This window comes from Streptomyces natalensis ATCC 27448 (genome assembly GCF_000935125.1).
Classification (GTDB): Bacteria; Actinomycetota; Actinomycetes; order Streptomycetales; family Streptomycetaceae; genus Streptomyces; species Streptomyces natalensis.
Genome location: NZ_JRKI01000003.1, coordinates 151,292 through 178,042 on the forward strand (window position 1 = coordinate 151,292; position 26,751 = coordinate 178,042).

The 26,751-nt window shown below is 72.0% G+C and carries 17 protein-coding genes and 1 tRNA gene; 4 read left to right on the plus strand and 14 right to left on the minus strand.

The window, feature by feature from the left end; translation table 11 throughout:
- Positions 1–481 precede the first annotated feature (481 nt).
- A complete protein-coding gene (locus SNA_RS01700) occupies positions 482–4,771 on the plus strand; it encodes a PAS domain-containing protein (protein WP_044362690.1) in 4,290 nt (1,429 codons plus the stop codon).
- A 38-nt stretch (positions 4,772–4,809) separates the two neighbouring features.
- Here the strand turns inward: SNA_RS01700 and SNA_RS01705 are convergent, their stop codons facing one another.
- Complete coding sequence (locus SNA_RS01705) at positions 4,810–6,459, minus strand: long-chain fatty acid--CoA ligase (protein ID WP_030068372.1); 1,650 nt, start codon at positions 6,457–6,459, stop codon at positions 4,810–4,812.
- A gap of 257 nt (positions 6,460–6,716) precedes the next feature.
- Positions 6,717–8,591 carry a SpoIIE family protein phosphatase gene (locus SNA_RS01710; RefSeq protein ID WP_037791957.1) on the minus strand — a complete coding sequence of 625 codons (1,875 nt, stop codon included), beginning with the start codon at positions 8,589–8,591 and terminating at the stop codon, positions 6,717–6,719.
- Between the two features lie 290 nt (positions 8,592–8,881).
- Between SNA_RS01710 and SNA_RS01715 the strand changes: the two genes are divergently transcribed.
- Together SNA_RS01715 and SNA_RS01720 are read left to right on the plus strand one after the other, a co-directional pair.
- Complete coding sequence (locus SNA_RS01715) at positions 8,882–13,339, plus strand: HAMP domain-containing protein (RefSeq protein WP_104531881.1); 4,458 nt, start codon at positions 8,882–8,884, stop codon at positions 13,337–13,339.
- Positions 13,336–14,220: a response regulator gene (locus SNA_RS01720; protein ID WP_030068367.1), complete on the plus strand. Its 885-nt coding sequence runs from the start codon at positions 13,336–13,338 to the stop codon at positions 14,218–14,220. Before SNA_RS01715 ends, SNA_RS01720 begins: the two co-directional genes overlap by 4 nt.
- A 42-nt stretch (positions 14,221–14,262) precedes the next feature.
- Here SNA_RS01720 and SNA_RS01725 read toward each other — a convergent pair whose 3' ends face one another.
- From SNA_RS01725 to SNA_RS01760, 8 genes are all read right to left on the minus strand, one after another.
- Positions 14,263–14,817 (minus strand): GNAT family N-acetyltransferase, encoded by a 555-nt coding sequence (locus SNA_RS01725; RefSeq protein WP_030068366.1) that lies wholly within the window; start codon positions 14,815–14,817, stop codon positions 14,263–14,265.
- A gap of 200 nt (positions 14,818–15,017) precedes the next feature.
- Positions 15,018–15,551, minus strand: coding sequence for a SigE family RNA polymerase sigma factor (locus SNA_RS01730; protein WP_030068365.1), 534 nt, complete (start codon positions 15,549–15,551; stop codon positions 15,018–15,020).
- 234 nt (positions 15,552–15,785) lie between these two features.
- The gene (locus SNA_RS01735; protein ID WP_030068364.1) at positions 15,786–16,952 is read right to left on the minus strand and encodes a lipid-transfer protein; all 1,167 of its coding nucleotides are present in this window, start codon (positions 16,950–16,952) and stop codon (positions 15,786–15,788) included.
- Positions 16,949–17,350 (minus strand): MaoC family dehydratase, encoded by a 402-nt coding sequence (locus SNA_RS01740; protein WP_030068363.1) that lies wholly within the window; start codon positions 17,348–17,350, stop codon positions 16,949–16,951. The genes SNA_RS01735 and SNA_RS01740 overlap by 4 nt, the downstream gene beginning before the upstream one ends.
- On the minus strand, positions 17,337–18,482 hold the full coding sequence (locus tag SNA_RS01745; RefSeq protein ID WP_044362692.1) for an acyl-CoA dehydrogenase family protein: 1,146 nt from the start codon (positions 18,480–18,482) through the stop codon (positions 17,337–17,339). The genes SNA_RS01740 and SNA_RS01745 overlap by 14 nt, the downstream gene beginning before the upstream one ends.
- Positions 18,482–19,522, minus strand: coding sequence for a bifunctional MaoC family dehydratase N-terminal/OB-fold nucleic acid binding domain-containing protein (locus SNA_RS01750; protein WP_030068361.1), 1,041 nt, complete (start codon positions 19,520–19,522; stop codon positions 18,482–18,484). Before SNA_RS01750 ends, SNA_RS01745 begins: the two co-directional genes overlap by 1 nt.
- Positions 19,519–20,676, minus strand: coding sequence for an acyl-CoA dehydrogenase family protein (locus tag SNA_RS01755; RefSeq protein WP_030068360.1), 1,158 nt, complete (start codon positions 20,674–20,676; stop codon positions 19,519–19,521). The genes SNA_RS01750 and SNA_RS01755 overlap by 4 nt, the downstream gene beginning before the upstream one ends.
- A gap of 336 nt (positions 20,677–21,012) precedes the next feature.
- Complete coding sequence (locus SNA_RS01760; RefSeq protein ID WP_030068359.1) at positions 21,013–21,321, minus strand: hypothetical protein; 309 nt, start codon at positions 21,319–21,321, stop codon at positions 21,013–21,015.
- Between the two features lie 429 nt (positions 21,322–21,750).
- On the opposite strand from SNA_RS01760, the gene SNA_RS01765 reads away from it, so the two are divergent.
- The gene (locus tag SNA_RS01765) at positions 21,751–22,758 is read left to right on the plus strand and encodes a bifunctional DNA primase/polymerase (RefSeq protein ID WP_078969607.1); all 1,008 of its coding nucleotides are present in this window, start codon (positions 21,751–21,753) and stop codon (positions 22,756–22,758) included.
- Here the strand turns inward: SNA_RS01765 and SNA_RS01770 are convergent.
- The 4 genes from SNA_RS01770 to SNA_RS01785 all read right to left on the minus strand — a co-directional run bounded on the left by SNA_RS01770 (position 22,755) and on the right by SNA_RS01785 (position 26,228).
- Positions 22,755–23,552 (minus strand): class I SAM-dependent methyltransferase, encoded by a 798-nt coding sequence (locus SNA_RS01770; RefSeq protein ID WP_030068356.1) that lies wholly within the window; start codon positions 23,550–23,552, stop codon positions 22,755–22,757. The two genes, SNA_RS01765 and SNA_RS01770, sit on opposite strands and share 4 nt — an antisense overlap.
- 98 nt (positions 23,553–23,650) lie before the next feature.
- On the minus strand, positions 23,651–24,148 hold the full coding sequence (locus SNA_RS01775; protein ID WP_044362693.1) for a hypothetical protein: 498 nt from the start codon (positions 24,146–24,148) through the stop codon (positions 23,651–23,653).
- A gap of 425 nt (positions 24,149–24,573) precedes the next feature.
- A tRNA-Ser gene (locus SNA_RS01780) sits at positions 24,574–24,661 on the minus strand.
- Between the two features lie 43 nt (positions 24,662–24,704).
- Entirely contained in the window at positions 24,705–26,228 is a 1,524-nt protein-coding gene (locus tag SNA_RS01785; RefSeq protein WP_044362694.1) for a S1C family serine protease, read from the minus strand.
- Positions 26,229–26,751: the final 523 nt, after the last annotated feature.

Genomic DNA, 26,751 nt, shown 5'->3' on the forward strand with positions numbered 1-26,751 from the left:
AGGCGCCGCTTCGGAACGCCTTCAGGCCCGGGTCAGGTTCCCGCTCAGGGCCCTGGGCCCAGGTTCTCGTTCAGGTCCCGGCTCAGGCCCTCATCCGGGGCCTGACTCCGGTCCCCGTTCACAACCCGGTCCCGTTCCTCGTCCAGGAATTCGTTCGGGACGTGGTCCAGGGGCTGGTCCAGGACCTGGTCCCGGTCCCCGTTCAGGACCTGGTCCAGCGGCCGGCCGACGCCCCACCCACGGCCCCGACCACGAAGCGGTTCGCACCCGGTTCGTCGCCTGCGTCATGGACCGTTTCATGGCGGAGTAGCGCGCCAGATCAGGACGAGGGGTACATGTCGGGCGTGCGGCGAGTCGCACCCGGCGGGGGTATTACCTCCTCGTCATGCGCCTTAGCTTCGCGGGCAAGTGCCCGTAGACTCCACCCCAGCGGTCCGCCACGGCGGGCCGGCAAGGTGCGGTAACAGGGAGGAAGCGTCTCGTGAGCAGCAGGCCATCCCGAGGCGCTGCTCGCCTCGCAGCCATACTCGATGCCCTTCCCGACGCGCTGTTGCTCGTCAACTGCAACGGCACGGTCGTCAACGCCAACACCATCGCGCTGGAGACGTTCGAGGCACCGGGGACCGCCCTGGTGGGCCGCGGGCTGCTGGATCTGCTGCCGTCCTTCGACTCCAAGCGGATCCCGGGGTCGATGCGGCGCCCGGACAACGATGAAGAGGGCGGGCGGACGAAGCCGACGCGGATGGTGGCGCGGCGTACGGACGGGACCGAGATGCTGGTGGAGGTGACCAGCGCGAACCTGGAGGACGGACGGACCCCGTACGAGTCCGCCTTCGAGGCCGCCTACGCCGACCACCGCAACGGCTACACGGGCGATGAGCTGCTGATGCTGGTCGTGCGCGATCTGTCGGGGACGCTGGACACCGAGACCGAGCTGGCGCGTCAGCAGCGGCAGACGGAGATGATTCTGCGGGCCGCGGCCGAGGGCGTGGTGGGGGTCGACGCCGAGGGCAAGGTCGTTCTCGTCAACCCGTCCGCGGCGCAGATCCTGGGCTACCGGGCCAGTGAGCTGGGCGGGAAGGAACTGCACCCGCTCCTTCACCACTCGCGGGCGGACGGTTCGGCGCTGCCGTGGGAGGACACGCCGCTGGCCGACACCCTCAAGTCCGGGCGCAAGCACCGGGTGCGGGGGCAGGTGCTGTGGGCGAAGGACGGGCGTTCGGTGGCCGTCGATCTGACGACGGCGCCGGTCCGGGACGGCGACCAGCTCGTCGGCGCGGTGATGACGTTCACCGACCGGCGGCCCTACGACGCGCTGGCGGCGCGGCACACGCAGCTGCTGGCCGTGCTGGAGCAGGCGCTGCGCGGGCCGCTGGAGGAGCTGAACGGCGAGCTGAGCACGCTGGCGTCCGATCCGGCGGGCCAGCTGTGGCCGGAGGCGAACCAGATCCTGCACCATCTGGCAGCCGGCCACGCCCGGATGACGACCCTGGTGGACAACGTCCTGAGCTATCAGCGGCTGGACTCCGGGGCCGAGCGGCTCGGCCGTACCAAGGTGTCGATGGACGCCGTGGTCGCGGCGGGCGTGGAGGGCGCGATCGAGCTGATCGGGCCGGGGCGGGCGCAGTTCGCGGTGCATGCACCCCCGATAGAGGCCCTGGTCGACGCGGACCGGGTGGCGCAGGCGTTGTCGCATCTGATCGCGGATGTCGCGGGCGTGGACTCGACGGGCCGGATGCCGGCCGGCGCGGCCGCGGCGGGGCCCGGCGGCCGTACGGGGCCGATCCCCGGGGACTCGACGATCGTGGTGGCGGCCGCCAAGCGCGGCGATGTCGTACGGATCGAGGTGCGCGGGCCGTTCGGCGGCGGCGACCCGGTCCATGAGCCGATCGTGCGCGGGATCGTGCGGCAGCACGGCGGCCTCCTTCAGACGCATGAGGTGCCGGGCGGCCAGGGCGCGGGCGGCAGCGCGTATGTGCTGGAGCTGCCGGTGGGCCTGGCCGGCGCGGCGTCGGACGGACCGGAGACGGCGTCCGGGGCGGACGCGGACACGGCGGACGCGACGGCCGGTGGCGGGACGACGGTGATGCCGGTGCCGGCCGGGCGGGCGCGGGGTACGCAGCCGGCCGGGACCGATGCGGCCGAGGACGGCCCGGACGCCGGGAAGGCCGCTGCGGGCGGTACGGAAGGCGGCGCGGGGCTGCCCGCCCAGGCCGGGGGTGCGCAGCCGACGGGACGGCGGCGGGCGCGGCACTCGGGCGCTGACCAGGGCGTGGCTGAGGCGTCGGGCACGGACGGTGCGGGGATGGCGGCGGCCGAGCCCGTACCGCCGACCGGACGGCGCCGGGCACGGCAGAGTGCGCCGGAGGGCGGCGCGCTGGCCCTCCCGGCGGGTCCGAGCGAGGCGGCCGGGGCTGCCGCCGGAGTGGCCGGGCCGGGTGGTGCGGCTGCCGCGGGCGAGGCCGGCACGGCGAACGGGGGCGGGGCCGGGGCCCAGGGCGGGCCTGGCAATGCGGGGTCCGCCGATGGTGCTGGGACTGCTCGCGGCGCAGGCGGGCCAGGTGGCGCAGGCGGGCCAGGTGGCGTAGGTGGGCCAGGTGGCGCGCGCGGTCCGGGCAATGGCCGCGGTGCGGGCAACACGCACGTGCCGAACGATCCGAACAATGTGCAGGGGCCGAATGCGGCGCACGGCCCGAACGGCGCCGGGGGTCCGGGCGCTGCTGTGCCTGGCCCGCACGGTGGTGGTCAGCCGACCCCGCCGGGTGCCGCGCCCGAGGCCGGCGGTGCTGCCGGGGACGTGACGGGTCCCGGGGCGGGGCCGCAGGGGCAGGTGCCCGGGGCCGTTCCAAGGCAGCCGCAGATTCCGGGGCAGGTGTCGCCGCAGGGGCTGGCGCCCGTACAGCCGACCGGGCGGCGGGCGCGCCGGGCGCTGGCCGAGGCTCCGGAGCGGGCCGCCGGGCAGGGTGGGGGCGCGCCCGTACCGCCGGGTGGTCAGCAGGCGCTGGCGCCGGCGGGTGCGCGGACGGCGTTTGCGCTGCCGCCCGCCGCGGCCGACCGGACTCCCCAGGCAAACCCGCAGGCGACCCCGCCGGGCCAGCCGCTGCCCGCGCTCGCCGCGGCCGCCGGGCAGGTGCCTGCCCAGGCCGCCGGGCCGCAGGACGGCGCCGGTACAGGGCGGCGCCGGGCGCGCCGCCCGATCGGCGACGGGTCCGGCGAGACGCCCGCCGCGCAGCCGGGGGCCGAGCCGGAAGCGTCCGCCGACTCCGGTGCGGCGCAGGGAGATTGGGAGAGCGAACCGACCGGCCGCCGCCGCGCCCGGCGGGCCGCGGCCGAGGAGCGGGCGGCGGCCGCGATGGCCGATTCCGAGTCGTCCGGCACCTTTGTGGCGGGCCCGGAAGGGCTGGTGGCGCAACCCCTCCAGCCCGCGGACGAGACCGGTACGGGCACGGGTACGGCGCCCGGCGTCGCCCCGGCCGACGGTGCCGCCGCCGGGGCCCCCGCTCCGACGGGCCGCAGGCGCGGCCGCCCCAGCCCCGCCGAGGAGTCGCGGGCCCAGGCGGCGGCCGCAGCCCCGCAGGGTCAGGCGCCCGCCACGGCCCGGCAGCCGCTGCCGCCCGCCGCCGACGAGGACGGCCTCGCCGCGGGCCACTCCCACGGGCGGGCCTTCAGCGTGCGCACCCTCGGGCAGGGCGTGCCCTTCGCCCAGCAGCTCGCCGACCAACAGCGTCCGGTGGCGCCGCCGCCGGGCAGTACGCCGTCCGGTGGCACCTCCGCCGGTTCGGGCCGCCGCCGTAAGCTCGCGGCGCCGCAGGAGCGACAGGCCCAGGACGGCGAGCGCGCCGAGGCCGGACCGGTGCCGGGCGCGCAGCTGGCGCGGCAGGCCAAGCCCGCGCCGCAGCCCCAGCCGCGTCTGCGGGACGCGGGCGAGGGCCGGGCGTTCGCCATCTCCGCGCCGGACGAGGGCAGCGAGGGCCCCGAGCCGCTGGACGGTCCGAACGGCGCCGTCGAGGTGATGGACCGCCAGCCGCTGCCGATGGACGACGAGCTGCCGCCGGAGCCGCTGGACAATCCGCGCCGGCTGCTGGTGTGGCCCGCGCCGGACGTCCACACGCAGCAGGCGCTGAGCGACCGCGGTTACCGCCCGGTGATCGTCAACTCCCGGGAGGAGGTGGACGCGCAGATCGCGGCCTATCCTGCGGCCCTGTTCGTCGACCCGCTGACCGGGCCGATCACCCGTACCGCACTCCAGTCGCTGCGTCAGGCGGCGGGCGCGGCCAAGGTCCCGGTGCTGGTCACCGCGGGTCTGGGGCAGGCCACCCGGGAGGCCGCCTACGGTGCCGATCCCGCCGTCCTGCTCAAGGCGCTCGCGCCGCGCGACGGCGAGAACCACCCGTCCAGGGTGCTGCTGATCGAGCAGAACGATGCCATCGCGGGCGCGCTCACGGCCTCGCTGGAGCGGCGCGGAATGCAGGTCGCGCGGGTCGGCGCGGACACCGATGCGGTCACGCTGGCGCAGCAGATGCGGCCGAATCTCGTGGTGATGGACCTGATGCAGGTGCGCCGCCGCCGGGCGGGCATCGTGGACTGGCTGCGTGCCAACGGCCTGCTGGACCACACCCCGCTGGTCGTCTACACCTCGGCGGACATGGACCCGGCGCAGCTGCCGCGGCTCGCGGCCGGTGAGACGGTGCTCTTCCTGGCCGAGCGGTCCACCAGCGCCGAGGTGCAGAGCCGGATCGTCGATCTGCTGGCCAAGATCGGCACGAACTGACGGTGGGGCCCGGCCGGGCCCCACCCGCACGCCCGGGGTCACCCCAGGTGCGTCACGTCCAGCTCCCCGTCGGCGTACTGCCGCCGCAGCACCTTCTTGTCGAACTTGCCCACGCTGGTCTTCGGGACGGCCGGGATCACCGCCCAGCGCTCCGGCAGCTGCCAGCGGGCGATCCGCTCGCCGAGGAATGCCTGGAGCTCCTCGTAGGTGAGCGCCGAGCCGTCCGTCAGCACCACCGTCGCCAGCGGCCGCTCGCCCCACTTCTCGTCCGGTACGGCGACGACCGCGGCTTCCGCGACGCCGGGGTGGGCCATCAGATGGTTCTCCAGCTCGACCGACGAGATCCACTCCCCGCCCGACTTGATGACGTCTTTGGCGCGGTCGGTCAGGGTCAGATAGCCGTTGGGGCTGATGGTGCCGACGTCGCCGGTGCGCAGCCAGCCGTCGGGGCTGAACTTGTCCTCCGGGCGCAGCACTTCGCCCTGGGCGCCGCCGAAGTAGGCGCCCGCGATCCAGGGCCCGCGGACCTCCAGTTCGCCCGCGGACTCACCGTCCCAGGGCAGCTGCTCGCCGTCGGGGCCGATCAGCCGCGCCTCGACGGAGGCGGGGAAGCGGCCCTGGGTGGCGCGGTAGGTCCACTCCTCCTCACCGGTCACCCCGGCCGGCGGATGGCCGACGGAGCCCAGCGGGGAGGTCTCGGTCATGCCCCAGGCGTGGACGACGCGGATGCCGTGCCGCTCCTGGAAGCCGCGCATCAGGGCGGGCGGGCAGGCGGAGCCGCCGATGATGACCGTCCGCAGACAGCTGACCTCGCGTCGGTGGGCGTCGAGTTCGGCGAGCAGGCCCTGCCAGATGGTGGGGACGGCGGCGCCGATGGTGGGCCGTACGGTCTCGATCATCTCGGCGAGCGGGGCGGGCTGGAGGAAGCGGTCCGGCATCAGCAGGGAGGCGCCGGCCATGAAGGCGGCGTGCGGCAGGCCCCAGGCGTTCACGTGGAACATCGGGACGACGGGGAGCGCGATGTCGCGGGGGCTGAGCGCGAACGCCTCGGCGTTGTTGACCTGGAGGGAGTGCAGATAGAGCGAACGGTGGCTGTAGAGCACGCCCTTGGGGTCGCCGGTGGTGCCGGAGGTGTAGCAGAGGGCGGCGGCCTCGCGTTCGTCGAGGTCGGGCCAGTCGTAGGTCTCCGGGCGGCCGGTGAGCAGCTCCTCGTAGTCGTGAACCCGGGCGGAGACGCCGGCGAGGACGGAGCGGTCGCCGGGGCCGGCGACGACGATGTGCTCGACGCTCGGCAGCTGGGGGAGCAGCGGGGCGAGCAGCGGGAGCAGGGTGCCGTTGACGAGGACGATGCGGTCCTCGGCATGGTTGATGATCCAGGTCAGCTGCTCGGCGGGCAGCCGGAGGTTGAGGGTGTGCAGCACCGCACCCATGGAGGGGATGGCGAGGTAGGCCTCGAGGTGCTCGCAGTTGTTCCACATCAGCGTTCCGATGCGGTCCTCGGGTGCCGCCCCGAGTTCCTCGCGGAGGGCGTGCGCCAGCTGGGCGGCGCGGTGACCGACCTCGGCGTAGCTGCGGCGATGCGGCCCCGTATCGGTCCAGGTGATCACCTGTGCATCGCCGTGGACGGTCGATCCGTGGGTCAGGATTCGCGAGACCGTGAGCGATACGTCCTGCATCGTGCTGAGCACCGGGTGCCTCCGCTTGGTTACGGACGGGTAGTGGTGCTGCGATTGTCGATGCATACCGCAAGGTATGTCACGCCTCTGAGGTGTGTTCTTGCCCGCAGGCCGCGCGGGCGGGGTGACAGCGACGGTGGCTGCGGGACGGCGGAGGCCGTGAGGGCGCCGGAGCCGATGTCGACGCATGTTTCACGTGAAACATGGCGCGATGTTTCACGTGAAACATCGTGCCTGAAGCGGGAGTTGGCGGCCGCCGCCCCCGACGCTCACCCCCGCCCGCCGCTCCCCCCGCGGACCGCCTGGAGGACCAGCACCGACAGATCGTCCTCGACCGGCCCCGTGCCGAAATCATGGGCCGCGCGGCGGACGTGCTCCGCCAGTGCCTTGGCGCCCAGCCCCATCCCGTCGCGCAGGATGTCGGCCAGACCATCGTTGTCGTCCAACTGCCAGTTGCCGCAGCGGCGTTCGGTGACTCCGTCGGTGACGCAGAGCAGGGTTTCGCCGGGGGCCAGGTCGAAGGAGCTGGCCTGGAATTCCGTGCCCTCGTCGATGCCGAGGAGCATCTGGGGTTCGGAGGCCGGTTCGACCCTGCCGTCGGCGAAGAGGTGCAGCGGCGGCGGATGGCCGGCGGTGGCGACCGTGCAATGGGCGCCGGAGACGCCGGATTCGACGTCCAGCTCACCGTAGAGCAGGCTCAGAAAGCGGGAGCTGGCCTGTTCACCGCTGAGTTCCACGGCCTCGGCGCTGTCCTCGGCCATCGCATAGTTCAGCCGGCCGAGCACCGACTCGACGCCGTGCCCCTCGCGGGCCAGCAGCCGTACGAGGTGGCGGGCGAGTCCGGTGACCGACATCGCCTCCGGGTCCTTGCCCTGCACATCGCCGAGCAGGAAACACCAGCGGTGCTCGCCCATCGGGAAAATATCGTAGAAGTCGCCGCCGACGGTCTGCCCCTCGCCGTGCGCCTCGTAGACGATGGCGGTGTCCACGCCTTCGATACTGGCCAGCGCGGCGGGCAGCTGGCGGCGCTGGAGCGCCCGGCTGATGGTGGTCTGGCGGGTGTACTGGCGGGCGGTGAACACGGCCTGCGCGACCCGTCGTGCCACGTCCTCCACCATCCGTATGACGGTGTCGGTCATCTGGAGGTGCCCGGCCCGGCCGAGCAGCAGCAGGCCCTGATCGGTGTCCCGTGCCACCAGCGGGAACGCCAGCGCCGAGCCGCCGGTGTCCCGCGCCCCGGCGCTTTCGGGCCAGGGCCAGGGGGTACCCGCGGTACGCACCCCGGCGGACGGGTTCTCCCGTTCCAGGTCCGCGCGCAGCGGCGGAATGCGGCGCTCGTCGACATGCCAGACCCGGGACAGCTTCACACCGCTGCCCTCGGTGTACAGCCAGATCGCGCACCAGTCGGCGAGCCGGGGGACGAGCAGCTGGGCGGCGAGCGCGGTGACCATGTCCTGGTCGAGCTGCCCGGCCAGCAGTTCGCTGGTCTCGGCCAGGAAGGACGGGCCGCCGCGGTCGGCCCATTCGGCGGCGTGCGCAGGGGCGGGGGAGGTGGGGTGGGCCGGGCCGTGGGCGGGCGGCTCGATGCGCAGTGCCCCTGCGGGCAGCGGCGGGCCGGGGATCTCGGGCTCGCCCTCCTTGGCCACCAGCCGGAACCACACCGTCTTCTCGGACTGCCGGTAGGTCACCCCCCAGGACTCGGCCACCGCGCTGACCAGCTGGAGGCCGTAGCCTGGTTCGCCGCTGCGGGCGTCCACACCGCCGTGCACCCCGCGGGAGGGGTGCCGATCGGCCACCTCCACGACGACGCCCATGGTGACGGGGCCGTCGCCGGTGCCGTTGTCCTCGTCGTCGGCCGGGCCGTTGTCCCCGCCGCTGCGCTCCCGGCCCGGCTCCAGGCGGCAGGTCACGTCGATCTCCGTACCGGCATACATCACGGCGTTGGTGACCAGTTCGCTGACGAGCAGGAGGACGTCGCCGATGAAGCGGTCGGTCAGAGCGGCCGAGCCAGGGGCAGGCGGGCGCCGCCGGGCCCGTTCCATGAGCACCGTACGGACGAATTTGCGGGCACCGGCGGGCGCCAGCTGATTCGCCGGTAGCCCCTTGCGGGACACGGCTTCCGTGGGCGCGGTCGATGTCCCCATTGCACCCCCTGGGTGCGCCTGGGAAAAGGGAATTCCAAGCGACTTATACTATGACATATCTGCCCAAATGGATCATTGGGGGATGGTGCGCCATGGCCCGCGACCCGGTCCGGCCTGACTCCGCTACTCCACCTCCACACCCGGGACCCCGACCCCCGAAACGCTCCCCGTCCCCTGCCCGCTCCGGTGTCGCGCTCGGCGGGCAGGAGACGCACGGCGATGCGCCGCAACCGGTTGCGGGCGAGTTCCAGCAGGTCCGCACGGGCGATCTGCGGCGGCTGCTGGCCGCCATGAATGCCCTGCGGGACGGGGATTTCACGGCGTATGCGGAGGGCGCCCAGGACGGCGTGCTCGCCGATATCGCGGGGGTCTTCAATCAGATCGTGACCCGTAACGCCCATCTGTCCGACGAGCTGCAACGCATCCGCCAGGAGATCATCCGGCAGGGCCGACTGGACGAACGGATCACCGCAAGCCCCGGGGCGGGCTCCTGGGCGACCAATGTGGATGCCGCCAACACGGTGCTCGACGCGATGGCGGTGCCGGTCTTCAAGGCCGCACGGGTGCTGGACGCGGTGGCGGACGGCGATCTGACCCAGCATGTCGCCCTGCACGACGGCAACCGGCAGCTGCACGGCGATCTGCGCCGCCTGGGCGTCGGCGTCAACCGCATGGTGGACCAGCTGTCGCTGTTCACCGGCGAGGTCACCCGGGTGGCCCGCGAGGTCGGCACCGAGGGCCGGCTGGGCGGCCGCGCCAAGGCACAGGGCCTTTCCGGCGACTGGCTGCATGTGACCGAGGCGGTCAACACCATGGCCTCACGGCTGACCGCGCAGGTGCGGGACATCGCGGTGGTCACCACGGCGGTGGCGCGCGGCGATCTGACCCAGCAGGTGACGGTCGAGGCCACCGGCGAGCTGCTGGAGCTGAAGCTGACCGTCAACAAGATGGTCGACCAGCTGCGGGCCTTCGCCGACGAGGTCACCCGCGTCGCCCGCGAAGTCGGCACCGAGGGCCAGCTGGGCGGCCGCGCGCAGGTCAGGGGCGTCTCCGGGGTCTGGAAGGACCTCACCGACAACGTCAACTTCATGGCGTCCAACCTGACCTGGCAGGTCCGCAACATCGCCCAGGTGACCACGGCCGTGGCCAACGGCGATCTCAGCCAGAAGATCACCGTGGATGCACGGGGCGAGATCCTGGAGCTGAAGTCGACCGTCAACACCATGGTCGACCAGCTCTCCGCCTTCGCCGACGAGGTCACCCGCGTCGCCCGCGAAGTCGGCACCGAGGGCCAGCTGGGCGGCCGCGCGCAGGTCAGGGGCGTCTCCGGGGTCTGGAAGGACCTCACCGAGAGCGTCAACTTCATGGCCGACAACCTGACGACCCAGGTCCGCAACATCGCCCAGGTCGCCACCGCCGTCGCCGAGGGCGACCTCGGCAAGAAGATCACCGTGGAGGCGAAGGGCGAGATCCTGGAGCTGAAGTCGACCATCAACACCATGGTCGACCAGCTCTCCGCCTTCGCCGACGAGGTCACCCGCGTCGCCCGCGAAGTCGGCACCGAAGGCAACCTCGGCGGTCAGGCCCAGGTCAGGGGCGTATCCGGGGTCTGGAAGGACCTCACCGACAACGTCAACTCGATGGCGCTCAACCTGACCTCCCAGGTCCGCAACATCGCCCAGGTGACCACGGCCGTGGCCAACGGCGACCTGTCGAAGAAGATCGACGTGGACGCCCGGGGCGAGATCCTGGAGCTCAAGGACACCGTGAACACCATGGTGCAGCAGCTGCGGGCGTTCGCGGACGAGGTGACCCGGGTCGCCCGCGAGGTCGGCACCGAGGGCCGGCTGGGCGGGCGGGCTCAGGTCCATGGCGTCTCGGGGGTCTGGAAGAACCTCACCGACAACGTCAACTTCATGGCCGACAACCTGACCTCCCAGGTCCGCAACATCGCCCAGGTGGCGACGGCAGTGGCCAAGGGCGACCTGTCGAAGAAGATCGACGTGGATGCGCGCGGCGAGATCCTGGAGCTCAAGACCACCATCAACACCATGGTCGACACCCTCTCGTCGTTCTCCTCCGAGGTGACCCGAGTGGCCCGCGAGGTGGGCAGCGAGGGGCAGCTGGGCGGCCAGGCCCGGGTCGAGGGCGTCTACGGGACCTGGAAGAAGCTGACCACCAACGTCAACGAACTGGCCCTGAACCTCACCAACCAGGTGCGAGCGATCGCCGAGGTCGCCAGCGCCGTCACCCAGGGCGATATGTCCGGGTCCATTTCGGTGGAGGCGCAGGGCGAGGTCGCCGCGCTCAAGAACAACATCAACCTCATGGTGGCCAACCTGCGCGAGACCACCCGCGCCAAGGACTGGCTGGAGTCCAACCTCACCCGTATCGCCGGTCTGATGCAGGGCCACCGAGATCTGGTCGAGGTCGCCGATCTGATCCTGCGCGAGCTGACTCCGCTGGTGAACGCGCAGTTCGGCGCGTTCTTCCTGGCCGAGGCGGGCGCCGAGCCGGGCGAGGGGCTGAAGTTCATCGCCGGTTACGGGACCGGGCAGGCCGACGGGCAGCGCTCGCTGCCCAGCCCGGGTACCCGCGGCTGGGGCCTGATCACCCAGGCGGCCATGGAGAAGAAGCGCATCCTCGTCGACGCCGTTCCCCCGGACTACCTCACCATCAGCTCGGGACTGGGCGCCGCCGCCCCCGCCAGCGTCGTCATCCTGCCCGTCCTCTTCGAGGACCAGGTGCTGGGCGTGATCGAGCTGGCGTCCTTCAGCCGCTTCAGCGAAGTGCACCTCGCGTTCATCGACCAGTTCGCCAACACCATCGGCGTCTCCATCAACACCATCATCGCCAACTCCCGTACCGAATCCCTCCTTTCGGAGTCGCAGCGGCTCACGGCCGAGCTGCGCCAGCGTTCCGACGAGCTCCAGCTGACCAACGCCGAGCTGGAGGAGAAGGCCGCCCTGCTGGCCACCTCCTCGCAGTACAAGTCCGAATTCCTGGCCAATATGTCGCACGAGCTGCGCACCCCCCTCAACTCCCTGCTCGTGCTCTCCCGGCTGCTCGCCGACAACCCCGACAGCCATCTCGCCCCGCAGGAAGTGGAGTTCGCGGTCACCATCCACCGCGCCGGCTCCGACCTCCTCCAGCTCATCAACGACATCCTCGATCTGTCGAAGATCGAGGCGGGCCGGATGGACGTCCATCCCAAGGCCCTGCCGCTGGACAAACTCCTCGACTACGTCCGGGCGACCTTCCGCCCGCTCACCGTCGACCGCGGCCTGTCCTTCGACGTCAAGGTCGGCGAGAACGTCCCCCGCGAGCTGTACTCCGATGAACAGCGCCTCCAGCAGATCCTGCGCAACCTCCTGTCCAACGCGGTGAAGTTCACCTCCACCGGCGGCGTCGAGCTGACCGTCGAACGTGTCCCCGCCGCCGGCTTCAGCGAGGACTCCCTGCGCAACGCCGACGCTGTCATCGCCCTCGCCGTCAAGGACACCGGCATCGGCATCCCAGCCGAGAAACTCGACGGCATCTTCGAGGCGTTCCAGCAGTCCGACGGCACCACCAACCGCAAGTACGGCGGCACCGGCCTCGGCCTGTCCATCAGCCGCGATATGGCGGCCCTCCTCGGCGGCCGGATCGCCGCCGAGAGCGAACCCGGCGTCGGCTCGACCTTCACCCTCTACATCCCCGCGCGCTACACCGGAACCTCCCCGTCCGTCCCTGCGGCCTCCACCGGCGCCACACCTCCCACCATTCGTGACAACGCACCTACCCTCCGTGATGTTCCCGCAGCGGCGGAGAAGCTCGCGGAGCGCCACGCAGAGGCCGCCGGGCAGGGCGCGAGGACGGTCGCCGCGGCGGGCGCCGGAGGGAGCGAGGGACGCGGCGACGGGAGCGGCGGGAAAAGCAGCGGCACCGTCGCCGCCGGAGCCGTGGGCGAGCGCGGTACGGATGCCCATGCCGCGCAGCCGGAGGCGTACGACGCAGGCCCGGCGGACGCCATCGCCACGCACCCCGGCGACGTCTTCGCCCAGCCCGACGGCCCCACCCGTACCGCGGCCCAGGCGGCACCCCGCCCCTCCGACGGCCTGGACGTGGCCTGGCCGGAGACGACCCGGCTGCGCGAATGGCTCAGCGGCCGCCCGGGCCGCGTACTGGCCAACCGCCGCATCCTCATCGTCGACGACGACATCCGCAATGTCTTCGCCCTCACGCACGTCCTGGGCCGGGTCGGCATCAGCGTCAAGTACGCGGAGAACGGCCGCGAGGGCCTTGAGGTGCTGGACAAGACGCCCGATGTATCGCTGGTCCTGATGGACATCATGATGCCCGAGATGGACGGCTACGAGATGATCAAGGCGATCCGCCATGCGCCGCGCTTCGCGGACCTGCCGGTCATCGCGCTCACCGCGAAGGCCATGCCGGGCGACCGCGAAAAGGCCATCGAGAGCGGGGCCGACGACTACATCCCCAAGCCCGTCGACGTGGACCAGCTGCTGGCCGTGATCTGCCGCCTGCTGGATCCGCAGGACCACACCGGGGGCGCACGGCCCGCATCACGGGGCGGAGCGGACGGGGGCGAGCCGGCCGGCGGCGGGAGGGACGGCGACGGGCAGGCCGGTGGCGCGGCGTCCGATGGCGGGACGGCCCGCCCTGAGCAGGCCGGCGGCGGGCAGGCGCTCGACGTGCACTCCGGGGAGGCGCAGACCGACGGGACGACCACCGGGGAGGCCCCATGACCACCGCACCCGAAATCCCCGCCGCGATCCTCATCGTCGATGACATGGAGGAGAACCTCGTCGCTCTGGAGGCCGTCCTCGGTTCGCTCAGCCAGCGCGTGGTGCGCGCACGCTCGGGCGAGGAGGCACTCAAGGCGATGCTGCGGGAGGAGTTCGCCGTGGTGCTCATCGACGTCATGATGCCGGGCATGAACGGCTTCGAGACCGCAGCCAACATCAAGGGCCTCGACCAGACCAAGGACGTCCCGATCATCCTGCTGACCGGCGCGTCCGTGGACCCCAACTACGCCTACCGCGGCTACACCGTCGGCGCGGCCGACTTCCTCATCAAACCGTTCGACCCCTGGCTGCTGCGCACCAAGGTCAACGTCTTCCTGGAACTGCACCGCAAGAACCATCAACTGGCCGCTCAGGCAGAGCAGTTGAAACGTCTGCTGACCTCGGAGGAACCGGCCGGGGAACCCGCCCCGCCCGCCATACCCGCCGCCTCGCCCCGCCCCGCGCCCCCCGTGACCGCCGTGGAACGTCCCGAACACCCCGGGGCCGCGACGGAACTTCCCGGACACGCCGGGCCCGCCCCGCCCCCGGACCCCTTCAGGCCGCCCGAGCCCGCCGAGCCTCCCGAGCCCCCGGTGATCACGCTCTCCGCGTCGCCCCCCGAGACCCACCGCCCGGCGGACGCCGACCGCCCCCGCATCCAGGACGCCCTCACCACCACCGGCCCGGGCGAGGCTGCCCGGCTGGCCGAGGTCGTGGGCGAGCTCACCGAGATCGAGTCCCTGCTGCGCGACAAGGAAAGCCCCGAATCCGCCGGCCTGGCCGACCGCATCGCCGGACTGGAACAGGCGGTCGGCAGACTGATGGTGAGCCGCGGAACGTAACCACCGCGGCCCCGCCACCGTTTCACCGCGCTGCCCGGCGGGCTACACCCCGCTCCGCCCCGGCCACTCCTCCCCCGCGATCCGGTACACCACATTTCGCCGCAACGGGCCGTCCGGCACGTCCGGATCGTCGAAGTCATAGGCCCGGTGGTGGGTCATGCCGAGGCGGCGCATCACGGCGCGGGAGGGGTGATTGGTGGAGGTCGTCACGGCGAAGATCTCCGGCAGCGCGAGCGTCGCAAAGCCGTAGGACAGGGCGGCCCTGGCGGCCTCGGTCGCGTAGCCCTGTCCCCAGGCGGTCCGCGTCAGGCGCCAGCCGGTCTCCACCCCGGTGAACGGGGTGTCCGCGTCCACCGGGTCCAGCCCGGCGAGCCCGATGAACTCCCCGGTGGCGAGCACCTCGACCGCCCACCACCCCCAGCCCCGCCGGTCGAGCGCCGCCTGAAAACGCGCCGCCGATGCCTCGCTCTGCTCGCGTGTGAGTACACCGGGGAAGTACGCGCGGACCTCGGGGTCGGCATTCATCGCGGCCCAGGGAGCGAGGTCGGTGCCCCGCCAGTCGCGCAGGAGCAGTCGCTCGGTTCGGAGTTCGGACATCGGGTCAATCTCTTCATGCGCGCGCGAAACGAGCAGTGATTTACGAAACGGCAGCGATTTACGGGAGTTGACGCCACGCGGGATGTTTCACGTGAAACATCCCGGCCGGAGAGCCGCTCCTCGTCATAGTGCTGGGATACGTGCGCCCGGCCTGCTCCCTGCTCCCTGCTCCCTGCTCCCTGCTCCCTGCTCCCTGCTCCCTAGCCGATCATGGCCAGCTCCGGGTCCTCGCGGAGTTTGGCCAGGGCGCGGGATACGGCGCTTTTGACCGTGCCGATCGAGACCTCCATGACCTCGGCGGTCTGGGCCTCGCTGAGGTCCTCGTAATAGCGCAGGACGACCATGGCTCGCTGGCGGGCGGGCAGGCGCATCACCGCGCGCCACATGGCGTCCCGCAGGCCCTGGAGCTCGGCGGGGTCGGGGGCCGGGGTGGGGTCCGGTTCGGGGAGTTCGTCGCAGGCGTACTCCTCGACCTTGCGCTTGCGCCACTGGGAGGTACGGGTATTGATCAGCGCGCGGCGGACATAGCCGTCCAGGGCCCGGTGGTCCTCGATCCGCTCCCAGGCCACATAGGTCTTGGCGAGCGCCGTCTGGAGCAGGTCCTCGGCGTCGTTCGGGTTGGCGGACAGCGACCGTGCGGCGCGCAGCAGGACCGGCCCCCGGGCCCGTACATACGACGAGAACGTCGGGAACACGGCGGCGGTCGAAGCGCCCTTGCACACTGGCGTGGTCATGCCCTCCACGCTAGAAGCGGAGCGGGGCCGGGGGGATCGGTCGCAGGTGCCGAAGACTCATCCCCCTCAAGTTGTACGGGTGGCGCAGGCCCCACCTCCTCAGGGGGGACGGGGCGGCCGTTCCCCCTAGGGGAAGGCCGGGGCGGAGGCCGGCGGACCGGGGCGCGAAAGGCCATGTCAGGCACCGGCCGGCTCCGCACGCCCACCCGGCGGCCCCCGAAAACCCCGGCACCTTCATCCCGCCCGCCCCAGCACCAGCCCGGAAGTCGGCACCCCCGTCCCCGCCGTCACCAAGATCCGCTCCGCATCCGGGACTTGGTTGACGGATGTGCCGCGCAGCTGACGTACCGCCTCCGCGATGCCGTTCATGCCGTGCAGATACGCCTCGCCGAGCTGGCCGCCGTGGGTGTTGAGCGGCAGCGCGTCCGCGGCCACGAAATCGGCGGCCTCGCCGGGCCCGCAGAAGCCGAATTCCTCCAGCTGCATCAGGATAAACGGGGTGAAATGGTCGTAGAGAATGGCGACGTCGATGTCGGCTGGGGCCAGGTGGGAGGTGCGCCAGAGCTGGCGGGCGACGACGTTCATCTCCGGCAGGCCGGTCAGCTCGTCGTGGTAGAAACTGGTCATCTGCTCCTGGGCGCGACCGGCGCCCTGTGCCGCGGCCATGACCAGTGCGGGCGGATGCCGCAGGTCACGCGCCCTTTCCGGCGAGGTCACGACGAGCGCCTGGCCGCCGTCCGTCTCCTGGCAGCAGTCCAGCAGCCGCAGCGGCTCCACGATCCACCGGGAGGCGGCATGGTCGGCGAGGGTGAGGGGCTTGCCGTAGAAGTACGCGGCCGGATTACGGGCCGCATGGCGGCGGGCGGTGACGGCGACATGGCCGAAGGCGTCCGGCGTCAGCCCGTAGGTGTGGAGATAGCGCTGGGCGGCCATGGCGACCCAGGAAGCTGGGGTGAGCAGCCCGAACGGGAGGTTCCAGCCGAGCGCCGCGCCCTCGGCGGACGGTTCGCGCTGCTGGACGCCGGAGCCGAAGCGGCGGCCGGAACGCTCGTTGAACGCGCGGTAGCAGACGACGACCTCCGCGACCCCGGTGGCAATCGCCATCGCCGCCTGCTGGACGGTGGCGCAGGCCGCGCCGCCCCCGTAGTGGATGCGGGAGAAGAAGGACAGCTCGCCGATGCCCGCGGCCTGCGCGAGGGTGATCTCGGGGGTGGTGTCCATCGTGAAGGTGACCAGACCGTCGACGTCGGCGGGGGTCAGCCCGGCGTCGTCCAGGGCGGTGTGGACGGCCTCGACGGCGAGTTTGAGTTCGCTGCGGCCGGAGTCCTTGGAGAACTCGGTGGCGCCGATGCCGGCGACGGCGGCCCGGCCGGAGAGGGAGTCGGGGCGGCTCAGGCTCATCGGGCGGCCCCCAGCAGGACGGTGACCGTTCCGGTGACGTGGTGGCCGAGCCCGTTCGCCCCGATGACCCGTATCTGTGCCATATGGCCGTCGACGGCGGTGACCGTACCTCGCAACACCATGGTGTCTCCGGGGTAGTTGGGGGCGCCGAGGCGGATGGCGACCTTGCGCAGGGTGCAGTGCGGGCCGATGTGGCCGGTGAGGTAGTCGGTGATGTAGCGGCCGACCAGGCCGTTGGTGGTGAGGATGTTCATGAAGATGTCGGGCGAGCCCTTCTCCCGGGCGAGCTCGGCGTCGTGGTGCACGTCCTGGTAGTCGCGCGAGGCGAGGGCGCCGGCGACGATCAGAGTGCGGGTGATGGGGATCTCCAGGGGCGGCAGCTCGTCACCGGCTCTCATTGCCCGGCCCTCCTTCGGACAGTGCCACGGTCGAGGCTTCCGGCAGCGCCGGGTCAGAACGCTCGCCCACCAACTCCCCCAGTTCCTCCAGCAGTCCGGCCCCGCTCCCCACGTACCCGGCCACCTGCCGCCCCCACAGAAAGTGCCGATGGACGGGGTGATCGACATCGGCGCCGATCCCCCCGTGCAGATGCTGCGCCGCATGCACCACCCGCGTCCCCGCCTCGGCGGCCCACCAGGCGGCGGTCAGCGTCTGCGGCGCCGCGTCCAGCCCCTGGTCGCGGCGCCAGGCCGCCTCGTACGCGGTGACCCGGATCGCCTCGGTGTCCATATACGCATCGGCGGCACGCAGCAGTACGCCCTGGTTGGCCGACAGCGGACGGCCGAACTGCTGCCGCGTCGAGGTGTGCGCGACCACCCGCGCCAACGCCCCCGCGCACACCCCGGCCTGGAGGGCGACCCACGCGGTCCGGACGATCCCCAGGACGTCGTCGTAGGGGTCTCCCCTGCTCGAACGCCGTTGAGAGCTTGGGGAAGCCCCCGGCCCGCCCAGCCGCTCACCCGCCGCCCGGTCCAGGGTCAGCCGCCCCGCCGCCCACGGCGCGGTGGTCTCCACCGGATGCCGCCGCACCCCGGGGTCATCGGTCCGTACCAGCCACAGCCCCCGCCCGGCGTCCGCCACCAGCACATGCGTGGCCTCGCGCAGCCACGGCACCGACCGGACCACCCCGGTCAGCCGCGCCGCCGCACCCGGCCGCTCCTCGGCCCGTACGCCGGGCCGCGCCGGAAACGCGCCGGTCGCCACCTCGGTCCCCGCCCGCAGACCGGGCAGCAGCCGCGCCCGCTGCGTGTGGGTGCCGTGCCGGGCGACGGCCAGCACGCCGTACGCGCAGGTCGCGGCGAACGGCACCTGCGCCGTCGCACGCCCCTGCTCCTCCAGCAGCAGGACGAGCCCCAGCAGCCCGATCTCCTCGACCGCCCCGGGCAGCCCGGCCGCGCACAGCGCCTTCCACAGCTCGGCATCCGTACCACTGCCGGCGGCCGCGAGCCGTTCGTGCGTGGCGAGATCGCCGAAGATCCGCGCCGCCAGCTCCTGGGCCGCGGTCTGTTCCTCCGTCGGCGTGAAATCCATCAGGCGCCGCTCCCCACCAGGCCGTTGAACACCGGAAGCTCCCATTCCTCGTCCACCCGCAGGAATGCGAGCCGTACGGGCATCCCGATCCGCACCTCGTCGTACGGCACCCCCACCACGTTGCTGACCATCCGCACCCCTTCGGCCAGCTCGACCAGGGCCACGGCATAGGGCGGGTCGAACGCCGGGAAGGGCGGATGGTGCAGCACGACGTACGAGTAGACGGTGCCCTCGCCGCTCGCCTCGACGGTGTCCCACTCCGGTGAGGCACAGGCGTTGCACCCGGGCAGCCAGGGGAAACGGAGCGCACCGCACCCGACGCACCGCTGGATCAGCAGCCGGTGCGCCGCCACGCCCTCCCAGAAGCCGGCGTTGTCCCGGTTGATCACGGGGCGGGGCCGCGGCTCGGGCTTCTCGGACCTCTCTGCCCGCTCGGGCCTCTTGGCGGCGGGGGCGTACTTGAGGATCCGGAACCGATGCGTCCCCACCAGCTCCGGCTCCGCCGCCGCGGCCACATCCGCAGCCGCAGCCGCCCCATCAGGCCCGCGCCCGTGCCCGCCCTCGTCCGCCTCCCCCTCCACCCGGACATCCATCCGCGTCGTCACGAAGTGCCCGGTCCCCAGCTTCGTCGTCTTGCGCTCCGATACGGACTCGATCACCGCATCGAAGAGGACCCGGTCCCCGGGACGCAGCGGACGCAGATACTCCTGCTCGCAGTCGGTGGCGACGACCGCGGTGTACCCGGCGCCGTCCAGCAGCGCGAACAGTTCGTCGTACGCCGTCGAGCGCCCGGAGTGCTCGGAGTGGTGCCCGGAGTGCCCCGACAGACCGCCCATCGTCCACGCCTGGAGCATCGTCGGCGGAGCAATCGCGTCCGGGCCCCGGTAGGCGGGGTGGGTATCGCCCATCGCCTCGCACCAGTGGCGGATCATCGGCGCGTTGACCGGATCCCTGCCGACGCCCCGGGTAACCGCGGAACGCCCCTCATATGCCTTCAGCCGCTCGTAGAGACCACTCGCCACACCGTCCCCACCACTCACCGCCGCCCCCTCCGCATCCCGAGCCGCATCGTCGCCACGATCTCCCGCTGGACCTCGCTCACGCCGCCCCCGAAGGTGTTGATCTGCGCCGCACGGTTCATCCGCTCCAGCTCGCCGTCCCCGAAGGCGCCCGGCGACCCGGCCCGTACCAGGGCGGCGTCGCCGGCCACTTCCTGGCAGATCCGGTAGACCTCGACGGCGCTCTCCGTCCCCGCGAACTTCACACCGCTGGCGTCACCGGGGCCGAGCGTGCCGGCGCCCACCTCGCCCACCAGCCGCCAGTTCAACAGCCGGGTGGCGGCCAGCCGGGCGTACGCCTCGGCGAGCCGGGACCGTACCCAAGGGCGGTCCGCCGGCCGCTCGCCGCTCTCCGGATCGGGTGTCCGGGCATACGCCAGCGCCGCCTCGAAGGAGTCCTCGGCCTGCATGCCGAGGGCCGCCAGCGCCACCCGCTCATGGTTGAGCTGCGTGGTGATCAGCCGCCAGCCGGCGTGCGCCTCGCCGACCAGGTTGCCGGCCGGGACGCGCACACCGTCGTAGTAGGTGGCGGTGGTCATCAGGCCGCCGACGGTCTCGATCGGGGTCCAGGAGAAGCCCGGCGCATCGGTCGGCACCAGGATGATCGAGATGCCCCGGTGCTTGGGCGCGTCGGGGTCGGTGCGGCAGGCGAGCCAGATCCAGTCGGCCTGGTGGGCGTTACTGGTGAAGCTCTTGCTGCCGTCGATCAGCCAGTCGGAACCCGTCTTCACGGCGCGCGTACGCAGCGCGGCGAGATCCGTGCCCGCCTCCGGCTCCGTATAGCCGATAGCGAAGACGATCTCGCCACTGAGGATGCGCGGCAGGAAGAAGTCCTTCTGGCGCTCGGTTCCGTACGCCATCAGGGTCGGGCCGACGGTGTTGAGGGTGACCATCGATACGGGCGCGCCCGCGCGCTGGGCCTCGTCGAAGAAGATGAACTGCTCGTCGGGGCCGCGGCCCTGGCCCCCGTACGCGGTCGGCCAGCCCAGGCCCAGCAGGCCGTCGGCGCCGATCCGGCGGAGCACGTCGCGCCGGTCCGCGGGATCCTCGACGGGGCCGTCGGGCAGCACCGTACGGAAGTAGGCGCGGAGTTCGGCGCGCAGCCGCTGCTGGCGCGCGGTGGGGGCGAGGTGCACGTCGGCGGCCTCCCCTTCTGGTGGCCGTACGCGTTGTGGTGGCCGTACGAGCGAAAGCGGGTTTCTGACTGTCCGTCAGAAACCCGCTCGCTGTCAAGGTCGGCGCAGGGAACCCCGGCGCAGCCCGTAACCGCCGCACCAACCTCGACCATCACCTACGGCTCTTCTCTCAACTCCCCTATGAATCCCCCCTCAGCTTGCCTCTCGACTCATCGCTGGGCTCATCTCCGGGCTCATCCATCGACCCGGGTGCCGCCGCACCTGTCGGCTTCAGCCCTCGGCTCGCCTCTCGGCTCACCTTGGGGCCGACCGCTGCCCCCGTGGCGGCGAGCCGGATCAGTCGATGTTGTTGCCGAAGGTGACAGAGGCGTTGGACTGGTCAAGGTCCGTGTAGCCGGAGCCGTTCACGCTCGCGGTGTTGTTCTGGTTGGAGGCACCGGTGCCGTTGGCAACCTGCTGACCGGTGGTGGAGTTTCCGTGGTTGTCGCCGTGGACACCGGTCCCCTGCTGGGTGGTGGCCGCCGCATTGGACCCGTTGTTCGCAAGGCTGCCGTTGTCGGCCTGCGCCACGCCGCCGAAAAGAGCGACCGCGAAGGGCAGGGCGGCGACGACAGCGATGACGCGAGCAGTACGGGTGCTTGCCATGTTTCTTCCTCCTACGGAACACAACTTCAAGATCCGACCCCCTGTGGATCCGATCTCCTTGCGGATCTGCGCTCTGTACGGATCCGAGCTACCTGCCCGGCAGAGCCGGTCCACCCGGCCTGCCGCCCTCGATCCCGCTTCGATCCCGATCCGATTGCCAACTCCGTTGATCCACCGGGTGATTGGCCGACCACCCGGTGCGTGCCTCGACGTCGCGACCTCAGAATTGCCCACCGAATCCCCGGCGAACCCGCCGTGAAGGGTCGATTCCCTCGCAAGCATGAGGAACATCGGATAAACCATCTCCGCTCCCCAGCGCCCCCACGCACGCACCCAGGCCCGCACGACCTGGCCTTTCACCCCGACCCACGCCCCCTTCTCCCGCCCCGCCCCCTTCCTTTTCTCGAACATTCGTACGAAAATAAGGCCATGGGCACGCACCGAAGCACTGCCGTCGACCCTCCGCCCGCCGAGCTCTCCCCAGCGGTCCGACCGGTGGTCCCCGCGGCGCTCCCCACCGGGCCCATGGCCGGGACCGCCCGATGCGCCCCGTCCCGCCCGCAGCCGGACGCTTCCCCGAGCACCCGCCCGCGTTCGAGCAGGAAAGACCCCCACACCACCGCCCTCGCCCACGCCCTGCGCGCCGCCGAGCGCGGTTACGCCGTCATCCCGCTGACCCGCACCAAGCACCCCGCCGTCCGCTCACCGCATCGCGGCCACCCCGAATCGCCGCCCTGCCGCGGCGCCTGCGGCCGTATCGGGCACGGCATCCACGACGCGACCACCGACCCGCTCGGCATCCGCCGGTTGTTCGCCGCCGCCCCGTGGGCCACCGGATACGGCATCGCCTGCGGCCTGCCGCCGTACCACCTCATCGGCGTCGACCTCGACACCAAGAACGGCGCCGACGCCCTCACCGCGCTGCGCTTCCTCGCCGAGCAACACGGCTTCCCGCTGCCGCCGACGGTGACGGTCCGCACCCCGAGCGGCGGCCGCCATCTCTGGTTCACCGGACCGCCGTCGCCGCCCGTACCCAATTCCGTCGGGCGCCTCGCCCCGGGCATCGACATCCGGGGCGCCGGCGGCTATCTGGTCGGCCCCGGTTCCCTCACCGCTCGCGGCCGCTACGTACTGGCGCCGGGCGCACCCCGCGTGCCCGCCCCCGCCCCGCACGCCCTGCTCGCCCTCCTCACGCCCCCCCCCCCTCACTGCGACGCCCCCTCGCCCGTACCGCCACAGCCCACCTCGGCCCTCATACGCTTCGTCCGCCCCTCCCCGCGGGGCCAGCGCAACGCCCGCCTCTTCTGGGCCGCCTGCCGCGCCCACGAGGCGGGCCTGCGCCAGGAACTGTCCGCCCGCCTCATCGAGGCCGCCTGCCGTACGGGGCTGTCCGAACAGGAGGCACGGGCGACCATTGCTTCGGCGGGGCGGCGTTAAGCGCCACCACCGTCGCTTGAGCCCCCGCCCGGCTTCCGCGCCTCCATCAAAAACCGCGTCGTATGGGCCACGAACGCCCCCTCCCGCCGAATCAGCGCGTCCAACTCCCGCAGCCGATCCCGATATTCCTCAACGGTGAAGCCCGGCACCATCCAGATCACCTTCCGCAGAAAGTAAACGACGGCCCCGATATCGAAGAACTCCGTACGCAGCGACTCCGCTGTCACATCGACCACGTCCAGTCCGGCCTTCTCCGCGGCCCGCCGCGCATCCTCGGGATGACGCGCACGCCGCACCTCCTCCGGCTGCGGTCCGAGAAAGAACTCCACCAGCTCGAACACACTCGCCGGGCCGACCTGTTGGGAGAAATACGTGCCGCCCGGCCGCAGCACCCGAGCGATCTCCTCCCACCACACCGTCACCGGATGACGGCTGGTCACCAGGTCGAAAGCCGCATCGGCAAACGGCAACGGCGGCTCGTCGTCATCGGCGACCACGACGACACCCCGCGGATGCAACAGCGCGGTGGCCTTGGCGACATTCGGCGGCCAGGATTCCGTCGCAACCATCACCGACGGCATTTTCTCCGCCCCGGCAAGCACTTCCCCACCACCGGTCTGAATATCCAACGCCGCCGACGCCCCCGCGAGCCGCCGACTCATCTCCCGCCGATATCCCCAAGAGGGCCGCTCCTCGGTGGCCCTCCCCTCCAGCCACGAAAAGTCCCACCCTTCAACCGATACGGCGGCAGCCTCGTCCACCAATTCCTCAAACCCGCGCGACGCATTTCCCATACCGCCATCATCCCGGCACATACCTGCATACGCCAACGATTTCCGCTGCCCCACGCGCCGGCTCAGCTGCGGCAAATGAACCCGCCCCCGGACTCACCTCACAGCGCCACAGCCCGCCCCCGCACCAAAACGTTCTGCGTCCCCAGGCCGATCGCCAGGTACGCATACACCGACGCGGCGCCCAGCATCCCGGCCCCGGCCACGTGATCGATCCACAGCCCCAGCCCACCGTGCACCACCACCGAGGCCAGCCACAACACGGTCGTGGCCGCTGTCCCCTTGCGCCACACCTCGCCCTGCGGACCGCGCCACACCCGCACGGTCCGCGCCCTGACCACGCCGAACCCCGCCGCGACGGCCAGGCTCACCACCAGGAGGGCAATGGGCAGGAACGTCAGCGGGCGATATTTCACGACCGAGGCGATACCGAAGGTGATCCCCAGGACACCCAGCACACCGAGGACGGCCGGCGCAATCAACGACCCGTTACGCCGCACCGGACGCGTGCGCAACTGCCGTCGCACCACCAACCCGACAACCACCACGGTCACGACGACGAGCCCGGCCCCGCCCTGCACACCCTGCACACCCTGCATATCCCTACTCCCCCTTGTGGCACCGCAGTTGCACAACAGCACCGTTCCCCTCATTGTGCCCTCCGGCCCCAAAGCCCTTCCGCCGACCCGGAGTTCCTGCCTACGAGACCGACAAGGCCGCTACTGCCCACGACGTCGAGCTCATCAGCGGCCTCGTCCACAGCCCGCTCCGCCGCCACCCGCCCGGACTCGACCCGGCGGCGCCGCCCCCGTCGCTTCCGGACTCCATGCCCGACGGGCATACGGGCACGGTGGGCTCGCGCAGCGAGGCACCAGAACAGCACGGGGAGGGCGAACGGCCCAGGGCGCATGAGCCGGTCGGAACAGAGCGCACCATCAGCAAGACCGGCGTACCGCCACGCGCCCGACGAGAACGACCCCCGACCAAACATCCTGGTCAGGGGCCGTTCTCGCAGCTCTGCTCGCGGAGGCTGTGGGATTTGAACCCACGGTGAGGGGTTACCTCACGACAGTTTTCAAGACTGTTCCCTTAGGCCGCTCGGGCAAGCCTCCCCGCGGCACCGGTGTGCGGTGTCGCGGGGATCAGACTAGCGCGTCACTTGTCGCCCGTGCGCTGGCCCAGGGTGACCTGGGCGGTGTGCTCCTTGCCGCCGCGCAGGTAGGTGAGGGTGACGTGGTCGCCCGGCTTGTGTTGCCAGATTTCGCTGATGAGGGTGGGGCCGCTGTCGATGACGGTGCTGTCGAGTTTGGTGATGGTGTCGCCGGGGCGCAGACCGGCCTTGTCGGCGGGGCCGCCCGGGGTGACCGATTCGGTGCCGTTGTTGCCGGTCTGGGCGATGGTGGCACCGTTGCCGGTCTCCTTCATGCCGACCTGGACGCCTATCTGCGGATAGACCGGCTTGCCGGTCCTGATCAGGTCCTGGGCGACCCGCCGGGCCTGGTCGATGGGGATGGCGAAGCCCAGGCCGATGCTGCCGGACTGCTGCGATTCGCCGCCCAGGCCGCCGCCGTTGCCCGCCGACTGGATGGCGGAGTTGATGCCGATGACGTTGCCGCTGGCGTCCATCAGGGGGCCGCCGGAGTTGCCGGGGTTTATCGAGGCGTCCGTCTGGAGGGCGCTCATGTACGAGGCGCTGGCGCCGTCACCGTCGCTGGAGGCCACCGGGCGGTCCTTGGCGCTGATGATGCCGGTGGTGACCGTGCCGGACAGCCCGAACGGGGCGCCGATCGCGATCGTGGCGTCGCCCACCTGGACGCCGGCGGAGCGGCCGAGCGGAAGCGGGTTGAGCGGGGCTCCCGAGGGGTGCTTCAGCTTGACCACGGCCACGTCGTAGCCCTGGGCGCGGCCTATCACCTGGGCGTCGTACTTCTTGCCGTTGGAGAACGTCGCGGTGAGCTTGCCCCCGTCGGCCGCGCTGGCGACGACGTGGTTGTTGGTGAGGATGTGGCCCTGCTTGTCGTAGATGAAGCCGGTGCCCGTGCCGCCCTCGCCGGTCGCGCCCTGCGCCTCGATGGTGACGACGCTGGGCAGCGCCTTCTGCGCTATGCCGGAGACGGAGGTGGGCTTGCGGTTGAGCGCCTCGGGGTTGCCGGTGGCGGTGACCGTCGTCGAGCCGGTGTCGTTGCGGCCCGCGGCCCAGAAGCCGATACCGCCGCCGATACCGCCCGCCACCAGCGCGGCCGCCAGCACGCCGACCACCAGTCCGGCATTACGCCGCTTGGGGGCCGGGCCACTCGGCGTGCCCCAGGGGTCGCCGCCACCGCCGCCACCGTGGGAGCCCCAGCCGCCGCCGGCCCCGCCCTGGCCGGCGGTCGCGTAGGCGGGGAACTGGGCGGTCTGCTCGGGGGACGGACCGTGGCCGCCGGGGGCGGGGGACTGCTCCCAGGTGCTGCCGCCGCCCGGTACGGACGCGGCGGGGCCCGCCGAGTCGCCCGGCGCGCCCGCGGCGGCGGCCGGCCCGGGGGGCGGCGGGGGTGCCGCGGGGGGCATGGCGGGGGGCGGCGGGACGTGCGGAGTCTGCGCGCCCGGGGCGGACGCGGCGGCGCGGTCCGACGCCTGCGGCCCGGTCGGCGGCGTGGCCTCCGACGGGACGTCGGCTCCCTCGTTCTCGGTGCTCACAGATCTCTCCTCAGCTTCCTGACATGAGCTCGACGGCTGTGCCGGATCGGGGGTGTTCCCCGGGGCCGGCCCTGGGATACGGGTGCCCAGGGGCGCGGAATCCAAGGCGGTTCCGGAGCCCAAGGCCCCACACCTCGGGCTCCGGCCCCGGATCCCGGATCCCAGATCCCAGATCCCAGATCCCAGATCCCAGCATCAAGGATCCCGCCGGTGCGGGCCATACGGGCCGTATGCGCCCTACGGACCCGCGGACCGTAGCGACCCGCCCCGGCACGGCATCCCGCCTCCTCCAGCCTTGCCCACCGCGCGTCAGGGCGCCGTAAGCCGAGGCTGTGACTTTCCCGCACCCTTATGCCGGATGATTCGGTCATTTTGGACAGGTGGGGTGAAGGGGGTGGGTGGGTCCGTGGTGGTCGGGTGCTCGGGGTGCCGTCAGGCAGGAAAGCGGCCCGGCAGTCCGTGCCACCCGCCCCTGCAACCCCTGCCGTCCCACGCGCACCGTACACACCTGCCGCGCAACGGC

Coding starts and splice junctions, on each gene's coding strand:
- SNA_RS01720 (WP_030068367.1), top strand. CDS start 13,336: ATGACCACCGCACCCGAAATCCCCGCCGCGATCCTCATCGTCGATGAC.
- SNA_RS01775 (WP_044362693.1), bottom strand. CDS start 24,148: ATGCAGGGTGTGCAGGGTGTGCAGGGCGGGGCCGGGCTCGTCGTCGTG.
- SNA_RS01745 (WP_044362692.1), bottom strand. CDS start 18,482: ATGGATTTCACGCCGACGGAGGAACAGACCGCGGCCCAGGAGCTGGCG.
- SNA_RS01735 (WP_030068364.1), bottom strand. CDS start 16,952: ATGAGCCTGAGCCGCCCCGACTCCCTCTCCGGCCGGGCCGCCGTCGCC.
- SNA_RS01740 (WP_030068363.1), bottom strand. CDS start 17,350: ATGAGAGCCGGTGACGAGCTGCCGCCCCTGGAGATCCCCATCACCCGC.
- SNA_RS01770 (WP_030068356.1), bottom strand. CDS start 23,552: ATGGGAAATGCGTCGCGCGGGTTTGAGGAATTGGTGGACGAGGCTGCC.
- SNA_RS01710 (WP_037791957.1), bottom strand. CDS start 8,591: ATGGGGACATCGACCGCGCCCACGGAAGCCGTGTCCCGCAAGGGGCTA.
- SNA_RS01725 (WP_030068366.1), bottom strand. CDS start 14,817: ATGTCCGAACTCCGAACCGAGCGACTGCTCCTGCGCGACTGGCGGGGC.
- SNA_RS01760 (WP_030068359.1), bottom strand. CDS start 21,321: ATGGCAAGCACCCGTACTGCTCGCGTCATCGCTGTCGTCGCCGCCCTG.
- SNA_RS01730 (WP_030068365.1), bottom strand. CDS start 15,551: ATGACCACGCCAGTGTGCAAGGGCGCTTCGACCGCCGCCGTGTTCCCG.
- SNA_RS01715 (WP_104531881.1), top strand. CDS start 8,882: ATGAATGCCCTGCGGGACGGGGATTTCACGGCGTATGCGGAGGGCGCC.
- SNA_RS01765 (WP_078969607.1), top strand. CDS start 21,751: ATGGGCACGCACCGAAGCACTGCCGTCGACCCTCCGCCCGCCGAGCTC.